The following is an 18886-nucleotide window of genomic DNA, read 5'->3' as shown; positions in this document are numbered from 1 at the left end:
TAATCATGCTCGTTGATTAGCTTAGAAATCTAGGTTATAAGCCAATGAAACGGTTCGTCCTCTTCCTTTAAAGTACCAATTGTCATGAGCATAAGCGCTTTGTGAGTAGTAGGTGAAATAATCTTCGTTAAATAGGTTTGCGACAGATAGATTCACTCTTCCGACAGGTAATTGGTAGCCTAAGGTGGCATCAACTAGCGTGTAACCTTCAAACTCATATTTATCTTCATCAAAACTTCGATCGAAGGCATGATTTGCTTGGATCATCGATGACAAACTGTCATTCCAGTTTGCTGACCAAGCAAGTCTTAGTTTGTTTGGCGGTATGTTTGCCCCTGTTAGTTTAGTATCGACTGAATTATCACCGTCAGTGTCTGATTCGCCTTCAATGTACGAGTATCCGCTATCAATTCTATGAGTCTCATTGAATTGGTAACCTAATGACGCTTCGAAGCCGCTGATTTCTTTTTTCTCTCGCTTGACAATATATACACCACCTTCGTTAATAAGGCGACTGCCAAGATCGGAGTTAGATTCGTAATAGCTGAACTCGAAATCAAACGAGTCCTTATTGATACGCAAACCGCCTTCATAGTTTTCGGTTACTATCGGTGTTAAGTCGATAAGGTTGTCAACACTTTGTCCAGGAACACTGACTCCTCGCAGGACACGACCGACATCGGGCATACCAAACCCCTGCGAATAGTTAGCGAAGAGTCGAACATCAGGTATTACTTCAAATACAGCGCCTGCGTTGTAGACAGTATCACTAAATGTCGGTTTACCTCCCTGTACCGTCACCCCATTTTTTGAGGCAACTGTTTGGTAGGTCGGGATATCAAGCTTTGCGTTTTCGTATCGAGCGCCAGCTTGGAGCGTTAGTTGTTCGACAGGAGAAAACTCTAGCTGTAAAAATGGGGCATAGTTGTCATAGGTGGTTTCTGGCACATAGGTACGCCCAGTAAGAATAAGCTTTTGGCTAGTAGTGTCTCTAAGTACATCTAACCCAGCAGTGACCTTTAGAGTGTCATCAAACAGGTTGTCTTCTGATATGCTGAACTTGGCGCCTATTTTCTGGGACTCATTTTGCGATTGGTCATATATGGTTTCTGGTGTGCCTGGATCTTGAAAGCTACCGGATTGTGTTGCGCCATATCGACCAGTAAAATCTTGGAAGAATGTTTGGACGTTCAGAGTCATACCTGATAAATCTCTATCGGTATAAACCAAGCTGACGGTCTGCACTTCATTAAAAGGAGCTTTCCCTTCAGGGGTACCTTTTATGGAAGAGGTGGGCACGCCGTTGTCCCTATCTCCGCTAACGGTTAGATAATTTAATTGCCCTTTAAGTTTGTATCTATTGTATGAAAATTGGATGTTTTGCTCATCGTTAAACCAGTAACCAAATTTGGTAAACAGATCATAACTACGTGAGTCCATTATATCGCCACGAGTGGTGTCGGCACCGACATAATTGCCGTCAGCGTCGAGGTAGACTCCTTGCGTTTCGCCTGTCAACCCTACTAGGTAGTCGAAGTCTCCGGCTGCCCCTTGTGCTTGGTAATTTAATCGATAGGACATAGTGTCACTGCTGATGCTTTCAGTAGGGGACGTCATTTGTACACCGACACTTTGCTTAAAGTGATCGGAATCACTCGATTTGGTGATGAAATTGATGATACCACCGGTGGCACCTAAGCCATGAATGGCGGTCGCCCCATGGATCACTTCAATACGTTCAACCATCGCCAGATCTATCGTATGCGCCGAGCGGCTACCTTCTCTTAAAGGGTTTGATTGAGGTACGCCATCAATCATATAAAGAACGGTTCTGCCTCTGAAAGTCTGGCTACTGTTATTCAGCTTTTGCGTATTTTGTGAGTATCCAGGTAAGAGGTTTGATAGTACCTGTGAGCTATCCGTTGTGATGAACAATTGCTCTTCGATCTGTTCTTGTGAGATTACTGTGACAACCTGAGGTGAATTTTCTTGCAGTGTTCCGGTTCGGCTGGATTCAATTATCACCATATCAGCTTCGGTTTCACTGGCAGTTGCACTGAGTGAAATCGGCACTGAACATATCAAGGGGGCTAGTAATAGTATTTTTTTCTTGGGCAATCGGTAATGCATGTAACTCTCCATGTTTATAAAATGCAAACAATAATGCAAACAATAAGCATTATCAATACTATTAATTAAATCAGTACTGTCTTTGTTATTTATTTGTCATATTTCAAGGGGATTGTTTAACTTATGGGTCAAAGTAAGTCTTTTTGTCTCATCTAAGAGTTCCTTCTCTTGGCATTGTTTGAGAAGTCGATTTGCTTGTAGAGGCGAGAGTACAAACACACCATCATCATCCCCAACGGCTATATAATTGGGATTGATTTCGTAGCCAGAGATATGAATGGTCTCGTTTAGCCTTCCTGAGCTTGACTTGGGAAATGCGCGAGTAGTAATGGCACTAATTCCTGAAGCAAAAACAGGCATCGAGTGAGATTGAATGGCTTTAACATCCGTTATCTTGCCTGAGATAACGACGCCAGCGAGTTTTTTGATACACGCGGCCAAATTCCGCAGTTCTCCCCAGCAGGCATAGTCGGTAGAACCGACGCATTCAATGACTAGTACATCACCAGCCTGCGCTTCAATTAACGCTTGTCTCAATATAGTCGCATCAGGGAGTTCAACCTTGGCTGTGCGTACACGGCCAACCATCTTAATATTAGGTAATTGAGGGCGGATGCCTACAAGGTATCCTTCACTGGTAAAATGCCCAATAGTTGAAGCCGATATACGGCTAAATGCTTCAACTATTGCCTCAGGGGGAAGATGACTAGATTGTTGCTGCATAGCGTTTTCTCGTCTCTAGTCTCAGAGTTTTTGCCTGCCTGAATGGATTGACGATATCGCCTTTACCAAATGGCATGCTTCCTGGTCCGCCAGCGCGGTCGATCATTGGTGAAAGTAGGTGTTTTTGTGGCCAAACTTCCTTTTCAAAAAGCGTGCTCACAATGAGAAATTCAATATCTGAAGGGAATATAATGTGCGAGATAAGTTGGCGAATTTCTTGCTCCATGACTTCCCAAAGTTTGAACTCATCGATGTCATATATCAGTGACAGAGTTTCGATGATAGAGCGCATGTTGACTTGAATACCAAGAGTCTGTAACCAGAACAATAGGGCTTCGGGGTCGTTGTGATACAAAGTATTAGCATGACCAGGTTTAATGCAGTAGTTAGGGTCATTGAGGTTATTTTGTTCTAGAACGGGTACGCAGATTCGTAATGAATCATGATCACGTAGCAACAACCCTGTGATGTGTCCTTTTTCCCAAACCAATACGGCATTTTGACCATGGACTTCTCCGATCATACCGAGCTTGAACATTCTAAGATTGACTTCAAAAAAACTGCTGCATAGCTCGCTAAATAACGTTGTAACTGAGTTTTCGGATCTGTTTAAACCTCGGTAAGAAATCCATTCATCAAAAAAGTGATCACGCTTTTCCGGAAGTGGGGACCCTAGCGCTGCCATAGGGAATATTCTTGTGTCTGGTTGCTCGATCAATGAGCTTGGGTAGCTGCGCACCATCGCAGATAAATGTCGGGGCGCTTCATCAAATAGTGTGGCTTCTGGTGGCATGAAAGCCCACCATTTGCCTTCCTCACATAAATGCAGTTTCGACTCTAATATAGGGTCACATTTTTTGGCTTGTTGCAGCAGTATTTCACTAAAACCACCATTGATCATTTTTACCGCAGGTAAGTAACGAGAGGCTCCGAGAGAATACACTGCCATAGGAAGTTTTAGGTGGTCACAACTGGCAAAGCAGGGAGTCATTGAACGCAGGGATGATGTAGCAAAAAAATCGTCTGATGTGAATTCCAATCGTTGACATGCACCGTTGGTAAAATGCTCTGCAATTTGCTGTTCTAGCACATTCTGATATTGCCAAGGGTGTACCGGTAGCGCGATATGACTGTCACTCAGACCTTTGTCATTTAGTTCTTGTGCAAGAACACTCTGTTGCTCTGATGGTAGTAGGTAGCGACTAGGTTGCTGTTGTTCTAATTCTTGTATATCAGCGCCGGTTTGTAGCCAGTCTTTTCGAACGGCTACCCAATTTAAATTTACTGGCACGTTAAACTCGGCTTGATAGGCTCGATAATCAGCGTCAGACAGACCATGCTTTGCTTTTGCCAGAGGGTGATAAGGGCGATCGCGGAAAGAGGCCCACTGCTCCATGGCTAAGAAAAACCCTGCATTATCTTTCTTGAGTAGATCTTGGCTCTCAACTCTATGCTCCAGTGACAGCTTTGCTTGATGAACACTGATATTTAGGACTTCTTTGAAAAGATTGGATCCTTTAACACAGTCTTTATATTTTTCGTTCAAGCCATAAAAGGTGTGTTCTAAAAATGATTGGGGAGAGAGTTCTTCTACAATCTGATTCCCATCGCACAGGTAAATCGGTGTGTTTGGAACTCTGCGCCATTTTTGAGTAATGGCTGGTTGCAGTGCAACAATAATCGAGCGTGTCGCTTGGGTATCAAAGTCCCATTTCCAGATAGCTTGCGTATTATCTGATGGAAAAATTGAGCCAAGAGTCGTATATATTGATTGGAAATACTGTGGAGTCAACAACGTGAGCGGATTAAAAAATTCTTCAGCTAACAGACAGTCGATAAGGTCTTGAGTTGTTTGTTCGATAGCATGGCTATTAAGCATATGTTTCTTCCTTAGTTTTTAGAGTATCTACTTTTTGTTTTAAAGCTCTGAAGGCGGTGCCTCTTTCATCACCGAGTACAAACGCTTTTATCCCTTGTTTATTCCACTCATCATGCTCATCATCAGATCGCGGAATAACGCAGTATGGAATATTTGCTTTTTGTCCGGCATCACGGCAAAGCTGGAGAGAGGCACTAACATTTAGGTGAGAGGTTTGCCAAGGTATTCCGAGAGATTGAGACAGATCCGCAGCCCCTTCTAAAATCATATCCAAACCCGATATAGTGGTGATTTCATTGATATTAGAAACGCCGATGACGCTTTCAATCATGGCTACAATCATGATCTCTTGGTTGGCTCGTTTGATGTATTGAGTTAAGGCTTGTTTACCAAAGGATCCCGGGCGCCCTGCGTTAAGACTGCGTTTTCCTTCGGGATAGTATCGGCATGCTTGTATTGCTTGGTGAACATCACAAGCTTGCTCTACGTTGGGCAACACGATTCCTTGAGCGCCGCCATCCAACAACCGAAGCATAGTTTTATTATTGAAATCAGAGACTCTAACCAGTGGAGTTAACGCATAGCTTTCAGCAGTGCGGATCATGTTCTCAATGGTTTCTGGATTAATCAGAACATGTTCTGTATCGATAATGACAAAGTCGTACCCGGCTTCAGCAATGAGCTCGATCATTGCTGGGGCGGGAATTGAACAGATAATGCCATAGACAGTATCGCCTTGAGCCAGTTGTCTTTTGAGTCGGTTTTCTCTTAACATTTTACCTGCCTAAAATTGTGCAGTGGGTTTGGAACGGTTTTGAAGCGAGGTTCGCCATCACCAAGTAAACGGCGTTTTGTTAGTTCTTCTACTTCATAAGTGGGTGCAAACAGGTCGAACAGCGCGAAGCGATCTTGCAATTGCGGATGATGACGCTGGTAAGTAAAAATGGTGTCGGCAACTTCTTCCCAGAACAATGATTCAGATAGATTGAAGTGTTTGTGTAGGAAAATTGCCAAGTCAGATAAGCAGATAAAGAAAAAGCAGTCGCAGGAAAAATCTCTGACAGCATTGACGTCGTCAGTAATAATAAATGAATTTCGGTTGAGCTTTTTATGGCTTTCTGGCACGTCGACCAGTTGGGGAGCGAGTTCAGGACGAGTTAAGTGAGTAGTGGAATAACGAACGCCATCGTGAAAATCTTTCAAGGCGATTCTGGTCGGTAAACCATCCCGCATGATCACGACGATATTCTGTCCATGAGATTCCATGCCAACCCCTTCAGCATACAACATGTGAATAATTGGCTGTACTGTCACGCGGAGCAATTGCGTAAGCCACGCTCTTAGCCCATGTTGATCAATCCAAGGCGCGATGAATGGCTTGGTTTCTGATGTGTTGTATTGGTTCTCGAGATGGCTCAATCCGTTAAATGGTACGGCTGTTTCGTCTTTATCAAGGTACTGATGAATGCTTTCACGCCATATTGCACCTAACGCACCATAAGTTTGAGGTTTGCGACTATCGGGTAAGTTGTCTTGATTGAAGCTGATTCCCGCAACTTCTTTTAAGATAACAAAATTCAGGTTTTTAGCCGTCTCATTCGTGTCGATTAATGATTGCAGCCAATCAGTAATAATTGGCCCATTTAATACCGTGTGCTGAGCAAGTATTCGAGTACTAGAGGTGTTGGTTATCCCCATTGAAAGTTTGAGATAAGGCTTCGATGGATTGGTTGAATTTTGTAGAGTTCTAATCGATTGTTGCGCTTGATATTGATCACTATCTTCACCGATGTAAATGAGTTCGCCAGATGATAGCTCTTGAGAAAAGTAAGGGGCAACGACATGTTCCCACTGCCAAGGATGGACAGGGATAAGCCAATAGTTTTCAGATTTCTTTTCTAAACTGGTTATTTTATCGGTAAATATCTGCCAGAGACCACTAGATACATTTGAACGTAGAAATTGGCACTGATCCAATTGTTTGGATACACCCAGAGCGGCACATTGTTTATTGATAGCGAGCCAAACCACTTTAATGGGAGCACCAAATTCAGGACCATATAACTGGTTTTCTTGCAAAGAGAAACCGATACGAGATTTATAGCAAGGATGATAACTGTGAGCATCCATAAAGTGGCGTTCGAGCTCTTCTGGAGAGAGTTGGGTCGGTATCGTAGACGATGCATATTCTTGAGTTCTAGATTGTAAGTCCTTGATATAAGTTTGTTCTAACTCACTGACGAAATCAGGAAAGTGCTTACTTTGCTTAACGGTAGGCAACAACTCCTGCAAAACATGGTGCAATTGAACTGGCAGTCTTTCCCCTGTCTTCGATATGCGAGCTAAGGAGTCGTAGTCTAGGCGAATAAGGTCAAAACTATTACTTAGTAAACCGGTACATTCGTATGTGATGGCATTGCCATTTGAGTCAATGGTTTTTGTAGAAAAAACCGTATTGTTGTTTGAGTGATTCAGATCATAATGCACGACCCCCTCATACATGAGTGTCTGCAATAATTGTCCAATAAGTCGGCTTTCGACTTTTTCGCGTTGTGTGCGTTTTTGTTCAGAAAAACCAGCATGTATATTATGCAGCCCGTTGTTTTTTTCCTGAGTTGTCATAGTGCAAAAATCCTTTTTATTGTGTTCAAGAAAGTTATTGATGAATGTCTAATTAATCGGTGATATGCAGCGAATAATCTTCCTTCGTAGGAAAACACCACGCTAAAGGGACGACGGTAATAGTCAGTAATCCGACAGCGATAAAGACATCACTGATTGCTGATGCGTACTCAATATTGGTATGACTAGCTGACGTATTTATTTCAAGCCAGATCGCGCCTAAAAGTAGCGTGATTGATGCACATAGTCGTCTTGATATGTTATTCATGACAGCACCTTGGGTGATCATACTATCGGGTAAAGTGCTGATACCGGCTGTCGTGATTGGTATGTATGAAAGACCTAATCCCGTTCCACGGAGACAAGATAGCAGGGCAAGAACCCAGATCGGGTTAGCAGTAGTGACAAAGCCAATACCGATAGTACTCATACCATTTATGAGTAACCCAAGTGACACAATCCGGTTCGGTCCCTGTTGATCTAATTGTTTTCCGCCCCAATGGCTTGATAAGCTAGCACTGAGCGCTGTTACTAATAGCATCATCCCCGTTATTATTGGGCTATAGCCAAGTACAGATTGTATCAATATGGGTAAGAGGAAAAGGCACTCAAACATTCCAATCGCTTGCGCAACTGTAATGACAACGCTGCTTCGATAACCTCTGTTGTTAAAAAGCCTTATATTCAGTAACGGACTCTCTCGCTTGAGTGACCAGAAAACAAAGGCAACCAGACAGGCGATACCAATAGCTAATTGTACAAATGTAAATAGGTCTTGCCGGGCTTCTGCGTTTTTGAGTTGACCGGTGGTGACAAGTGTTATTGCTAAAGCAAGTGCAATTAGAGTGTAACCAACACCATCAAACGAGAGGTCGGTACTCCTGCGAGAAGACGGCAGCACCTTCACGCCTAGAGCTATTGTTATTAGCGCAAATGGAAGGTTGATTATGAATAGCGAGTGCCAACTGTAAAAGGTCAACATTAGACTGCCAATTAATGGACCAAATGCGGGGGCAAGCATCACTGCTGCTCCCCAAATCCCTGTGACACGCCCACGTTGATTTTTTGGATATACAGAAAAAATGATTGCTAGTGATAACGGTATCATTAATCCACTCGCTATTCCTTGAATCCCTCTTGCAATTAGCAACTGCTGTATTGATTGCGCATACATGCCGATAGCTGAGCCAATAAAAAACAAGCAGGCTCCTGTGATGTAAACGTATTTTCGGTTCCACAGTTGGCTTAGATAATTGGTCAACGGCATGGTTATCCCCATCGTCGCCATAAAAGTGACCATAATCCAAGTGGCTAGCACAGGGCTTAGATCAAAATCTTCGACAAAGACTGGGATGGCAGGATTTATAGTACTGTTGTTCAGACTAACAGTGGTTGTGCCTAACATGACGCAGATTACCACCCAAATTGAACGCTTTTGGGGTTTATCCAAACTTCCGCTCCTTATACATTGAAGCTTTTGGAAGATAGCTAATAACAGGGTGTGGATGACAAAGGAAATCCACATGAGAGATGTTGAAACCGTATGCACCAGCTAGCGGTAAGATCAACATATCGCCTATAGAAACATTAGTGAGTATTGCACTGCGACTGAAGATGTCTTTTGGTGTGCAAAGCTGACCAACGACAGACCATGATTTCTCAGGGCTTAAGTTGTGAGGTTTATCCAGCTCTAAAGGTAAGTGTATAACGGGATGATCATGGTTTTGTGCCGCTGGTAATCGGAATTGATGGGTACCTCCTCGGCAAATAACGAACGATTCTCCGTGGCTGCTCTTTATGTCGAGCACTTCCATTACATAATAGCCACAAAATGCCGAAATAAAGCGACCAGGTTCGAAGCGAAGGGTTGGAACCTCATCAAATTTAGATAGCGCTTCATCCAAGTAACCACAGAAATCAAGCCAGTCGAATTGTTTATCTTCTAAATAGTTTACCCCTATACCACCGCCAACATTTAGATGAGTCACACTATCAGGGGAGCTAGCGAGATCCCTCCAATCGGCCCAGCGAGAGAGGTAAAAATCGATAAGTGTTTTGTGCTTTTTAACCGATTTTTGATGGGACATAGCATGTACATGAAAACCTTTGAGAGTCAGATTTTCTGAGGAATCTACGGCATCTATTGCCATTTTTAGTTCAGCTTCGTCAATACCGAAAGGTGTTGCTCGCCCTGCCATTGTCAGTTTACTTTCCAGCTCTGGTGGCAGGGTAGGGTTAATACGGATAAATACGGCTTGGGTTAGGTTAAGTTTATGGGCAATATTTTGCAGCCGTGCTATTTCGTTGAGACTTTCAATATGGATAGCTTCGACACCTTGAATTAAAGCAGATTCAAGTTCTGAATCGAGTTTCCCTGGACCGGAAAAAACAAATGGTAGAGCCTGCTCACATTGCGCTATCTTCTGTGTCTCACCACCAGAAGATATTTCAAAACCGTGCACCCAAGGAGCAAGAGTATCAAGTATTTCTTTCTCACTATTGGCTTTGATTGCATAGTAAAGTTCCACATTGTCAGGGAGGTGCTCCATGACATATTGGATATGAGCTTCAAGTTTTGGCAAATCATAGATAAACATGGAAACTGGGTCTGAATAGGTGCTCTTGGTATCCAGTATGCTTTTCTGGACTGTAGCCGGAAGTTTAAACACAAGCGATCTCCTTAACCCAAGGCGCTTTCAATTGCTCGTATTGCACTTGCTTATCCGCGTGACCAGCTAACCTAACTTTGAAGTTACATTTACATTCAATTACGCCATGTTGGATCATATTTTCCAGTTCTGGAGCTGGTTGGGCTAAGGATTTTTTGATTTGGATAAGTTCACTTTTGACAATGTCCCACATTTTGTCTGAAAGCTCAGGTTTGTCCCAACTTAGTGCAAGGATAGCTTCGCTAATATTATTGATGAATAAGCAATAGGAAATACGTTGCCAACCTTTTTCTCTTGGGTATACAAGTGACTCTTCAACTCTTGGGTCTAGGCTTTCATCGACAAAACTCATTCCCAATTCATTGGTTAGTTTAATGCCCTCGTAATCACGAATAATTAGGTTTTCTGGCATGCCATCTTGGTGTGAAAAAACCGTATTTTGTAAGTGCGGTTCAGTGACAACTCCATAGTCGAAAAACAAGCTGAGTACAGGTTGAAGAAGAAGCCTCTGATAGGTTTGAAACCAGTCTAAGCGCGTTTGAGTCTTAGCGTTTTCACCAATTAGCGTCCAAATCATAGGTTGCATATATTGGTCACGAGCGAAAGCTGTCGCCGCTAAAGCGAATTTACTCTGTTGATTTGAGTGGCAAAAATTCTCTCGAAGAATGATACTTGTTTGTTCTTGGAACCATAACTGGTCATCTTCGTTAGCATGGTTCGGTATCCAGCTTAGAAAAGCGGGTTCAGACGCAACTTGTGCGCCTTTAAACGCTGCAGGAGTGGAGCTCATCATGCGGCGAAATAACCGGTCGATAACGAGAGTACTCTCTAGTTCATACCAAGCATTCTTCCTGACGCAGTTTGTAATTCGCACATTTAGAGACCCTTTAATAAAGTAGGGATGATCTTCCAAATACCAAGTTCGGATTGATGCGGTAGGTGCCGCAGCAAACCCAGTTGGACCTAAATCTCGTATCTCATCTTGATTTAATAAAGCTTTTACCCGGGGATCTTGCTTCAACAGTTCAGCCTGAACAGGGTGCATAGCAATGACCGCGTATCCTTCGCGACTATTATCCTGTGGTGCAATTGCATTGAGAACGTCGGACTCTTGTAGATCATTCGCCTTGATATAGAGACCCTGCTTGGGTACCTCAAATTGGTAAAGTCTAGTGTTGGCTTGAAATTCTGGCGTGACCTCTTCTTGTGGAAGAGTTTCTGGCCACAGTCTTGCCTTTGGGGCTGGGTGAGAAGGATGCCCAAACCAAAGACTTTGCTCACTCGTGATGTATGAGGAAAATGGTTGTGAGATAGGATTTTTGCTTTGAGCGACAAGAATATGTTTAACCAGGTTTCGGCTGGAGGTGATTTGCTCAAGAATCTCTGTGTTGTGTGTGCCAGTTTGACTTGAGCATGCATTCAGCAGGAATTTAGCTAAAGCGTCGAATTCTAAGTTCAACCAAGATGTCTCGTTCTCTCTAACGTAAACATCTGACAAATATCGCTGATTGCCTAACGTGCTTTTACGATCAACCAAAACAAAAAGCTCTTCTTTGCTCGATAGGTTGATAAGCAACGGTAATGCTCGTCGATGTACACCATTGAGGCAGTTGGCTGGATTTAACCCATCTAGTTTATCTGGCCACTTATATTTGGCATTCTGATTGGGGAGGGCAAATTCTTTGATTAGACAATTAAGGAGTGCGTGCGTCATCGCGAGATCACTCACAATACTAGTCATCATATTGACCGATGGTTTCATTCTGTGTGTCCTGTATCTATTTGAACTTTGATGTATTACTAAGGCATCAAAGCCAGATGGTTTGCACAATTTCGGGCAGAAACGGTGACTAAAACTAAGTAGCAAAGGAAGTCGTAAGTGACTTAATAAATGTAATACTCTCACTATCGCGCCAATAATGATTTTGATTATCATTCGCATTAAAATATATTTGATATGAACCTGTGTCAATATGTGGTCAGCGGTTTGACAATTGATTGTGTGAATTGGGAAGTTATTGAGACTCTTTAATTCAATTCATCGAATTTTTGAGATGAGAAAGCAGCATGTTCTTAAATGTCGAATACGTTGGGCGGCAATGGGAGATGCTAGTCTGGAAGTAGATTTTGAGGCAATGAATAGAATCCAATGTTTTACTTGACTAAAAAAAGACAGTAATTCAAATAGTTTACTATCATAAATAAGCAACCAAAACTTAATATATAGATCCCCCATATGGATTGGAGAGGTTTGAATGATACAGAAATTTTTGATGAGTCTAAAACGATCCTATAACAAATTCATGGCATTGTTTCTATGCTCGATTTGCATGTTGATGACAGCGAAAGTAGCAGCGGCACAGCCTTTGGTTTTTGGTGTTGTACCACAACAATCTGCAGCAAAACTTGCCCAGCAATGGCAACCACTGTTGGATCGCTGGGGGGAACTAGCGGGCGTTGAGATCAGGTTTGCGACCGCCCGCGATATTCCAACATTTGAAAAGCGATTGGCGGCGGGTGAATATGATATGGCTTATATGAATCCGTATCATTTTACTTTGGTGAATCACTCCCCTGGTTATACTGCACTTGCACGAGCTAAAGATAAAAAAATCAAGGGTATTTTGGTTGCGAGGAGTGACTGGCAAGGGGATATTCAAGAGTTACAAAATAAGGTGATTGCTTTTCCTGCTCCAAGGGCATTTGGTGCATCGATTATCAATCAATCAGAACTTAGCCAACAAGGTATAAGTTTTAGTACTAAGTATGTCGGTTCACATGACTCGGTTTATTTAGGTGTCGCTAAGGGCTTATATGCCGCTGGAGGTGGCGTCGGTCGAACGTTTAAAAGTTTTGATAATGAGGCTAAGAAAGAGCTAAAAATTATTTACCAAACTAACGCTTATACTCCCCATGCTTTTGCTGTTGCCAACCATGTTGATTCGGAAACAAAGCAAGCACTACGCGATGCCGTAATGACGTTAAACCTAGATCCTCAAGCACAGCAAAGCTTCACTATGCTTAGTATTAAAGGGCTTCAATCTGCGCAAGACAGTGATTGGGATGATATCGTTCAGCTAGGTATTTCACTATAAATGGTGATGCATGACGCTTCGTTCTAAAACCATTATAGGTATTGCACTCATTGAAGCGTTAGCGCTAGGGGTGTTGATTATTAGTGGCCTTAGCTGGTTGAAAATTTCGAACGAGCAAAGTTTAGAGGTCGGTAGTAAGCAATTGGTAAGTGTTTTTGCAAAAGCATCACGAGATGCAGTCATCGCAACCGATCTCGCCTATTTAGATAGTTTTGCTCAATCAGTCGTCAGTGAGCATAATCTAGCTTACATAAGAATACTAGACCGAAGTGGTGTAGAGCTCACGCGGCAAGGTGATTATCAAGGTGTTGATACGACAATTCGACCATTTGATGTCCCTGACGGCGTGTTCGATGTCGCTAGCCCGATTATGCTTGGAGAACAATCGTTTGGTTCTGTCGAGATGGGGGTGAGAGTTGATGGGATCCATCAAATTTTTAGTTACGCTAAGCAAGCCAGTATTGTCATCGCTGTTATCGAAATGTCGCTGGTGGCGTTGTTTTCGTTTGCTCTAGGAACCTACCTATTGAAACGGTTGGATTTGCTACGCAAAGGGGTAGTGAAGGTTACTCAGCAAGGACCGGGGACGCAAATCGAAATACCGGGCAATGATGAAGTTACTAGAGTGGGCGATGCTTTCAATACAATGTCTACATCTCTTGCTCAAGCTCAAGATAACTTAGAGCAGCAATATCGTACTCAAAAGTTGTTGTCTGAAAAAGTATCGTTGCTTGCTGAAGTTGCAGAACATGCTAGAGATACCATCATTATTACTAATTCAGATGGAAAAACTGTCTGGGTGAACCCTGCCTTTGAACAACTGACCGAATATTCATTTGAAGAAGCATTGAACAAGACTCCTGGTGAATTATTACAAGGGGAGGAATCTGATCGAGAGGCGATAGCCTTACTCTCTGAAAGTATACGAAATCAAGAGCCAACTCGTGTAGAGATTGTTAACTACACGAAATCAGGGAAAAAATATTGGGTTGAACTCGACCTTTTTCCTGTTTGCGATGAGAGTGGTCAGCTTTTGAGATTTGTCGCGGTTGAGCGAGATATTAGCGATAGGCGTGCAATCGAACAGCAGCTTTCAGCCGCAGTTGAAAAATCTAATAAAGCGGCCAGAGCAAAATCTGAATTCCTCGCGAATATGAGCCATGAAATCAGGACACCGATGAATGCTATTATGGGTATCAGTGAGTTGTTGCTTGAGCGGGAAAAGAGCTCTGAGCAGAAAGAATTACTGGCTCTATTACATAAGTCTGCGGACAACTTAGTGACGGTTATTAACGATATTCTTGATTACAGCAAAGTGGAATCTGGAAAATTAAGTTTAGTCGAGGAGCCGTTTGATCTAAGGGATTTAGTTGAAAGCTGTACCAGTTTGTGTGCGTATCAAGCGACACAAAAAAACATAGTACTGTTGGTGGATATTCCTTTTTCAATCAATAGTGCCGTTATTGGAGATAAAGGGCGAATTAATCAAATTCTGCTTAATCTTATCGGTAATGCACTTAAGTTTACAGAAAACGGACATATCTTGCTCAAAGTTGCAAAACTGGGTCGGCACAACTACCAGTTTGATGTGATTGACACTGGGATAGGCATTCCTGCTGACCGTCTACCACATATCATGGAGAAATTTGAGCAAGTCGATAACTCAGTGACGCGGCAATATGAAGGGACAGGGTTGGGGCTGGCGATATCGAAACGATTGATTCAAATGTATGGTGGAGAACTAACCGTTACCTCTACTTTTGGTGTTGGCTCATGTTTCAGTTTCTGTTTAGAGTTAAAAGATCAAGCCGAAGTTGAAGTACATTCAGCGACGCTTGAAGGACAGCATGTTTTATTAATTGATGATTATCTTCCACGTGTAGAGCAATTGAATGGCATGGCGGAACAGCTTCGTTTGAAAGTTACTCATGTCACGTCGGAATCGATCAAGCAGCTCCATGATACCGATGGTGTTACCTATAATCGAATAATAATAGGGCATTGTGATAATGAAGCATTGAATGTGGTATATAAGTTGAACCAGTGCCTGAAAACTGCGGGTGGTAGGATTGTGTTTCTTGAACCAACAATCTCTGATGAACATCATCATAAAATGATTAAGAGCCAGCAATATATATCTCAACCTGTTACTCAAACAAAATTGCTTAATTGCTTCCAGTTGAATCATGAAGAAATTAACAATGAGAAAGAAAAACTGAGGTCTGATTTTTCAGGTGTCAATATTCTGGTTGCAGAAGACAGCCGTGTGAATCGAATTCTAATCTCTAAAATGCTTGAAGACACAGGCGTCAATCTTATTTTGGCGGAGGATGGTGAGGTGGCAGTAGATTTATACCAACAACTAAACCCGGATCTAGTGATTACTGATATATCGATGCCGAATAAAGATGGTTTTAGCTTAACCCAAGATATAAGAGAACTGCAGAAACTGAGAGAGTATTCATGGTGTCCCGTTGTGGCATTTTCAGCTCATGCATTGCAAGATGAAGTGGAGAAGAGTGTTGAAATAGGGATGGACGACTATTTAACCAAGCCAGTGAAGAAAGAAGATCTCCTAAATATGATTTCGAAATGGATTTCATCCTCTCACGATGGTTCAAGTCGTGATGTATAGCGTTGTGAACACCATTGCATCATGCTACCTTTTCTGGTGAATTATATACCTAATCATCTTGTGGTTATTTGGGTATCGATGCCTTTACCACCTTGGTAACTCACCGTAATAGAAAGGAAATTTCATGACAAGTCGAGTGTACGTTCTAGCGCAATTTAAGCCTAAAAACGGTAAAGAAGCAGAGCTATTTGAAGTCCTGAAGGCGTTAGAGCCTGACTCTTATCGAGAAGAAGGCTGTATTCAGTATATGCTGACTCGTCAGATCGATCATCCGAGTGCAACAAGAAACGAATACACCATAGTATTTAATGAAATTTGGGAAGATGCAGAATCTTGGTTAGCTCATGGTCGTAGAAAACAAATTCAACATTTCTTTAAAACTCAAGTACAAGCTGAAACTGGCTTAGTCGACGATGCTATTGTGACTGCGTATACAGATGAAGGGCATGAGTTCGACGCCCCGATTTATGAGTAGCTAGCCGCCTTTGTAATGGGCATGGAATAAATTGACATCAGCGTCAATAGTCAGTAGTTGACGCTACTTTTATCCCTTGCGGGCGTTAACTGGTCTTAGCTTTTTATAAAAATAGCGGAGGTGAACTATGGAATATATTACACTGACCGAAACCAATCTCGATTCTGAGCATATTTGCTGTGCATTCTCAGACAAGAAGTGTACTCATAGTTATGACTTAAAAAAACGCTGGCTTAAACAGGAGTTTGACAACGGTTACGTGTTTCGTCGTCTAGATGAGCGCGCAAAAGTATTCATTGAGTATGGTCCAGCAGAGAAGGCATGGGTTCCAGTGACAGCTCCGAATTATATGATGCTTGGATGTTTTTGGGTCTCCGGGAAATATAAAAAGCAAGGTCATGGTAAAGCTCTATTAGAAGACGTAATTGAAGTCGCCAAAAAGCAAGGAAAAAAGGGTTTAGTTGCTGTTGTTGGGGCAAAGAAATTTCATTTCATGAGTGACGCAAAGTGGTATTTAAATCAGGGCTTTGAGGTTTGCGATACTTTGCCTTCAGGTTTTGTTCTTGTATCACTCAATTTCGCTAGTGATGATATTCGTCCAAGCTTTAATTCATGCGCCAAGGAAGGTAAGCTTCCGAAGCGTAAAGGTTGTGTCGTATATTTTTCTAATCGTTGCCCGTACTCGGAATACCATGTGAATGAATCCTTAGTCGAATCATGTGAAAACCGTGGTTTGTCGTTGGAAGTAATCAAAATTGAAACAATGGAACAAGCTCAGTCTGCGCCGACACCAGCTACCATTTTCAGCTTATATATTGACGGAGAGTTTATAACGACAGACATCAGCGTTTGCATGAATTCTCGATTTGATAAAGTTGTTGGTAAGTCAAAAGGATAAATAGGGCAGGGTGATTGTAATACAGCCTGTTTTCGGATGATAAGCCAGAGTATCGATGGATAAAGTGATTGTGCTTTTAGTCGCAAGCGTCAGAGAATTAAGCTGTTTTTTGTGAATACTAGAGCAGTGATTTTGCATTATTTGTTGTAGAATCCACATATCGCGTACCGTCCCATCCTATTGGTTTCATGTGTTTCTGGCGATATACATTAGATTTAAGGTGTCGGTACGCGTCTAACGCATTTTAAATGTGTTTAAGTTTATGTTTTGCAAGAGTTTAACGTTCTTTTATTATTGGGTTAAGCAACCACAAGGATTATGTTATGAATGTGGATAAAGCGAAAAAACGTATAGCAAAACAGGTTAAAAAGGGCTTCAAAGGATACCCTCTACTATCGATAGCGTATTTTGGTAAGACGTCTGATCTTGCGACACAAGTTATCGTCACTTTTACCGCAGAAGAAGCAGCTGAGCCTCAAGAGCAAAAATTCGTAAGTGAAACGGACGTAAGAAATGACGAAACTATCCAATCAGTTTTAATTAAAATTATCGATAGGGCTGAAGCAAATAGCGTAGTTGAGGTTGAAGGTGTCACTATTATTTGATGCCCCAGCGACGACTTGCCGTTTATGAACTATTTCCCTCCATATTGTTTAGATTTAAGAGGTTACAGGTGGGGTTAGAAGCGATAGTTTTTGTTATGGATGCGATAATTACAACATGTTGTATGTATATCGCATCGAAGCTCTCTTTTGTCATCATTGATTTCAAGTCTTTGCTTGTTATTGCTCTGTTGGTTTCACTCGTTTCTCTTACTCCTACGGTTGGCTGGATTCTTGGTTTAATTCTGTTTGTGTATCTTTTGAACAAAGCCGCTCATGCCAATATAAGTGATTGTATTTGGGTGGTTGTTTTTACCAAAGTTGTGTCGTTTGGTGTACTCATGGCGCTGGGTGGAATATTGGTATAAAAACCTGCCAAGATTATGCGTTTTCATTTTGCTCAGCAAAACCACAGAATGACTTTTCACGTAGAATGATTAATCAGCATCACTAGATGTGGTTATCACCGCAACTAAAGGCAATGATTTGACTGATGTGCGTTAGGCTACGTCCACTTTCTCGTTGCCAGTGTGCAAAGGCTTGATTGCATTGAGCAAGAGAGCGCTTGGTATCTCTTCCGCCTTCGATTATTTGGTAACTGCGTAAGTAAGCTTCTACATCGCTCGATAAAATAAAGGTGTCTACCCCTATTTGGCGTAGTGAATAGGGACCTGTATTTCCCCCCAGTCGCTGGCCGTGTTTTTTCAAATGTTGCCACAAGCCTGTTATATCTTCTGTTGGCCAATTAGCTACCATTTCGCCAAATGAGCCATGTTCAATGCGAGCTTCGTAAATCATTTGTGCGTTAGCCGCAATCGACATTACTTTGCTGTGGTGGCGAATGATGCGCTTATCGGTTGATTTAATTTCCCAATGCTCATCAGACAACATTAGCAATGGTTCAATGTTGAAACCAAAGAATAACTCTTCAAAGTTTGGCCACTTGTTTCTGACTACTTTCCAAGACATGCCACTTTGGAAAACCTTCATAGAGAAGGCAGATAACCAACGGTCATCACTAATGGCGGTGATTTCCTTTTTGCTGAGAGGGGTAGATAGACGCGCTTCAAGTTGGTGCTCATCACCTTTTCGTTTAGCTGCGCGTTGATAGATGGCATCAAAATGTTCTAGCTGCATATATGCTCCAAACAAAGAAAA

Annotated in this window: 15 protein-coding genes; 6 read left to right on the top strand and 9 right to left on the bottom strand. The window is 42.2% G+C overall.

The window, feature by feature from the left end; all coding sequences use genetic code 11:
* Positions 1 to 21: 21 nt before the first annotated feature.
* From L4C38_RS16080 to L4C38_RS16045, 8 genes are all read right to left on the bottom strand, one after another.
* The gene (locus L4C38_RS16080; protein ID WP_428798574.1) at positions 22 to 2130 is read right to left on the bottom strand and encodes a TonB-dependent receptor; all 2109 of its coding nucleotides are present in this window, start codon (positions 2128 to 2130) and stop codon (positions 22 to 24) included.
* Positions 2131 to 2226: 96 nt separating this feature from the next.
* On the bottom strand, positions 2227 to 2853 hold the full coding sequence (locus L4C38_RS16075) for an RraA family protein (RefSeq protein WP_428798573.1): 627 nt from the start codon (positions 2851 to 2853) through the stop codon (positions 2227 to 2229).
* The gene (locus tag L4C38_RS16070; protein WP_428798572.1) at positions 2837 to 4732 is read right to left on the bottom strand and encodes an IucA/IucC family protein; all 1896 of its coding nucleotides are present in this window, start codon (positions 4730 to 4732) and stop codon (positions 2837 to 2839) included. The genes L4C38_RS16075 and L4C38_RS16070 overlap by 17 nt, the downstream gene beginning before the upstream one ends.
* The gene (locus tag L4C38_RS16065) at positions 4725 to 5507 is read right to left on the bottom strand and encodes an HpcH/HpaI aldolase family protein (protein WP_428798571.1); all 783 of its coding nucleotides are present in this window, start codon (positions 5505 to 5507) and stop codon (positions 4725 to 4727) included. The genes L4C38_RS16070 and L4C38_RS16065 overlap by 8 nt, the downstream gene beginning before the upstream one ends.
* Positions 5501 to 7354, bottom strand: coding sequence for an IucA/IucC family protein (locus L4C38_RS16060; RefSeq protein ID WP_428798570.1), 1854 nt, complete (start codon positions 7352 to 7354; stop codon positions 5501 to 5503). Before L4C38_RS16060 ends, L4C38_RS16065 begins: the two co-directional genes overlap by 7 nt.
* A 52-nt stretch (positions 7355 to 7406) precedes the next feature.
* On the bottom strand, positions 7407 to 8804 hold the full coding sequence (locus tag L4C38_RS16055; protein ID WP_428798569.1) for a DHA2 family efflux MFS transporter permease subunit: 1398 nt from the start codon (positions 8802 to 8804) through the stop codon (positions 7407 to 7409).
* Positions 8797 to 10023 (bottom strand): type III PLP-dependent enzyme, encoded by a 1227-nt coding sequence (locus L4C38_RS16050; protein ID WP_428798568.1) that lies wholly within the window; start codon positions 10021 to 10023, stop codon positions 8797 to 8799. The genes L4C38_RS16055 and L4C38_RS16050 overlap by 8 nt, the downstream gene beginning before the upstream one ends.
* Entirely contained in the window at positions 10016 to 11785 is a 1770-nt protein-coding gene (locus L4C38_RS16045; RefSeq protein WP_428798567.1) for an IucA/IucC family protein, read from the bottom strand. Before L4C38_RS16045 ends, L4C38_RS16050 begins: the two co-directional genes overlap by 8 nt.
* Before the next feature lie 541 nt (positions 11786 to 12326).
* Here L4C38_RS16045 and L4C38_RS16040 point away from each other — a divergent pair.
* The 6 genes from L4C38_RS16040 (at position 12327) to L4C38_RS16015 (ending at position 18096) form a co-directional block, all read left to right on the top strand.
* On the top strand, positions 12327 to 13118 hold the full coding sequence (locus L4C38_RS16040) for a phosphate/phosphite/phosphonate ABC transporter substrate-binding protein (RefSeq protein ID WP_428798610.1): 792 nt from the start codon (positions 12327 to 12329) through the stop codon (positions 13116 to 13118).
* A gap of 10 nt (positions 13119 to 13128) precedes the next feature.
* Positions 13129 to 15753, top strand: coding sequence for an ATP-binding protein (locus L4C38_RS16035; protein ID WP_428798566.1), 2625 nt, complete (start codon positions 13129 to 13131; stop codon positions 15751 to 15753).
* 124 nt (positions 15754 to 15877) lie between these two features.
* Positions 15878 to 16228 carry a putative quinol monooxygenase gene (locus tag L4C38_RS16030; protein ID WP_428798565.1) on the top strand — a complete coding sequence of 117 codons (351 nt, stop codon included), beginning with the start codon at positions 15878 to 15880 and terminating at the stop codon, positions 16226 to 16228.
* 127 nt (positions 16229 to 16355) lie between these two features.
* A complete protein-coding gene (locus tag L4C38_RS16025; RefSeq protein ID WP_428798564.1) occupies positions 16356 to 17126 on the top strand; it encodes a GNAT family N-acetyltransferase in 771 nt (256 codons plus the stop codon).
* A gap of 323 nt (positions 17127 to 17449) precedes the next feature.
* A complete protein-coding gene (locus L4C38_RS16020; protein WP_428798563.1) occupies positions 17450 to 17731 on the top strand; it encodes a hypothetical protein in 282 nt (93 codons plus the stop codon).
* 68 nt (positions 17732 to 17799) lie between these two features.
* Entirely contained in the window at positions 17800 to 18096 is a 297-nt protein-coding gene (locus L4C38_RS16015) for a hypothetical protein (RefSeq protein ID WP_428798562.1), read from the top strand.
* 82 nt (positions 18097 to 18178) lie between these two features.
* Here L4C38_RS16015 and L4C38_RS16010 read toward each other — a convergent pair whose 3' ends face one another.
* Positions 18179 to 18865, bottom strand: a complete 687-nt coding sequence (locus L4C38_RS16010) for a DNA-3-methyladenine glycosylase I (protein ID WP_428798561.1) — start codon at positions 18863 to 18865, stop codon at positions 18179 to 18181.
* Positions 18866 to 18886 lie beyond the last annotated feature (21 nt).

This window comes from Vibrio kasasachensis (assembly GCF_050337565.1).
GTDB classification, from domain to species: Bacteria; Pseudomonadota; Gammaproteobacteria; order Enterobacterales; family Vibrionaceae; genus Vibrio; species Vibrio kasasachensis.
Note: the sequence above shows the minus strand (reverse complement) of the source record. Positions and strands in the feature narration are given on the sequence as shown.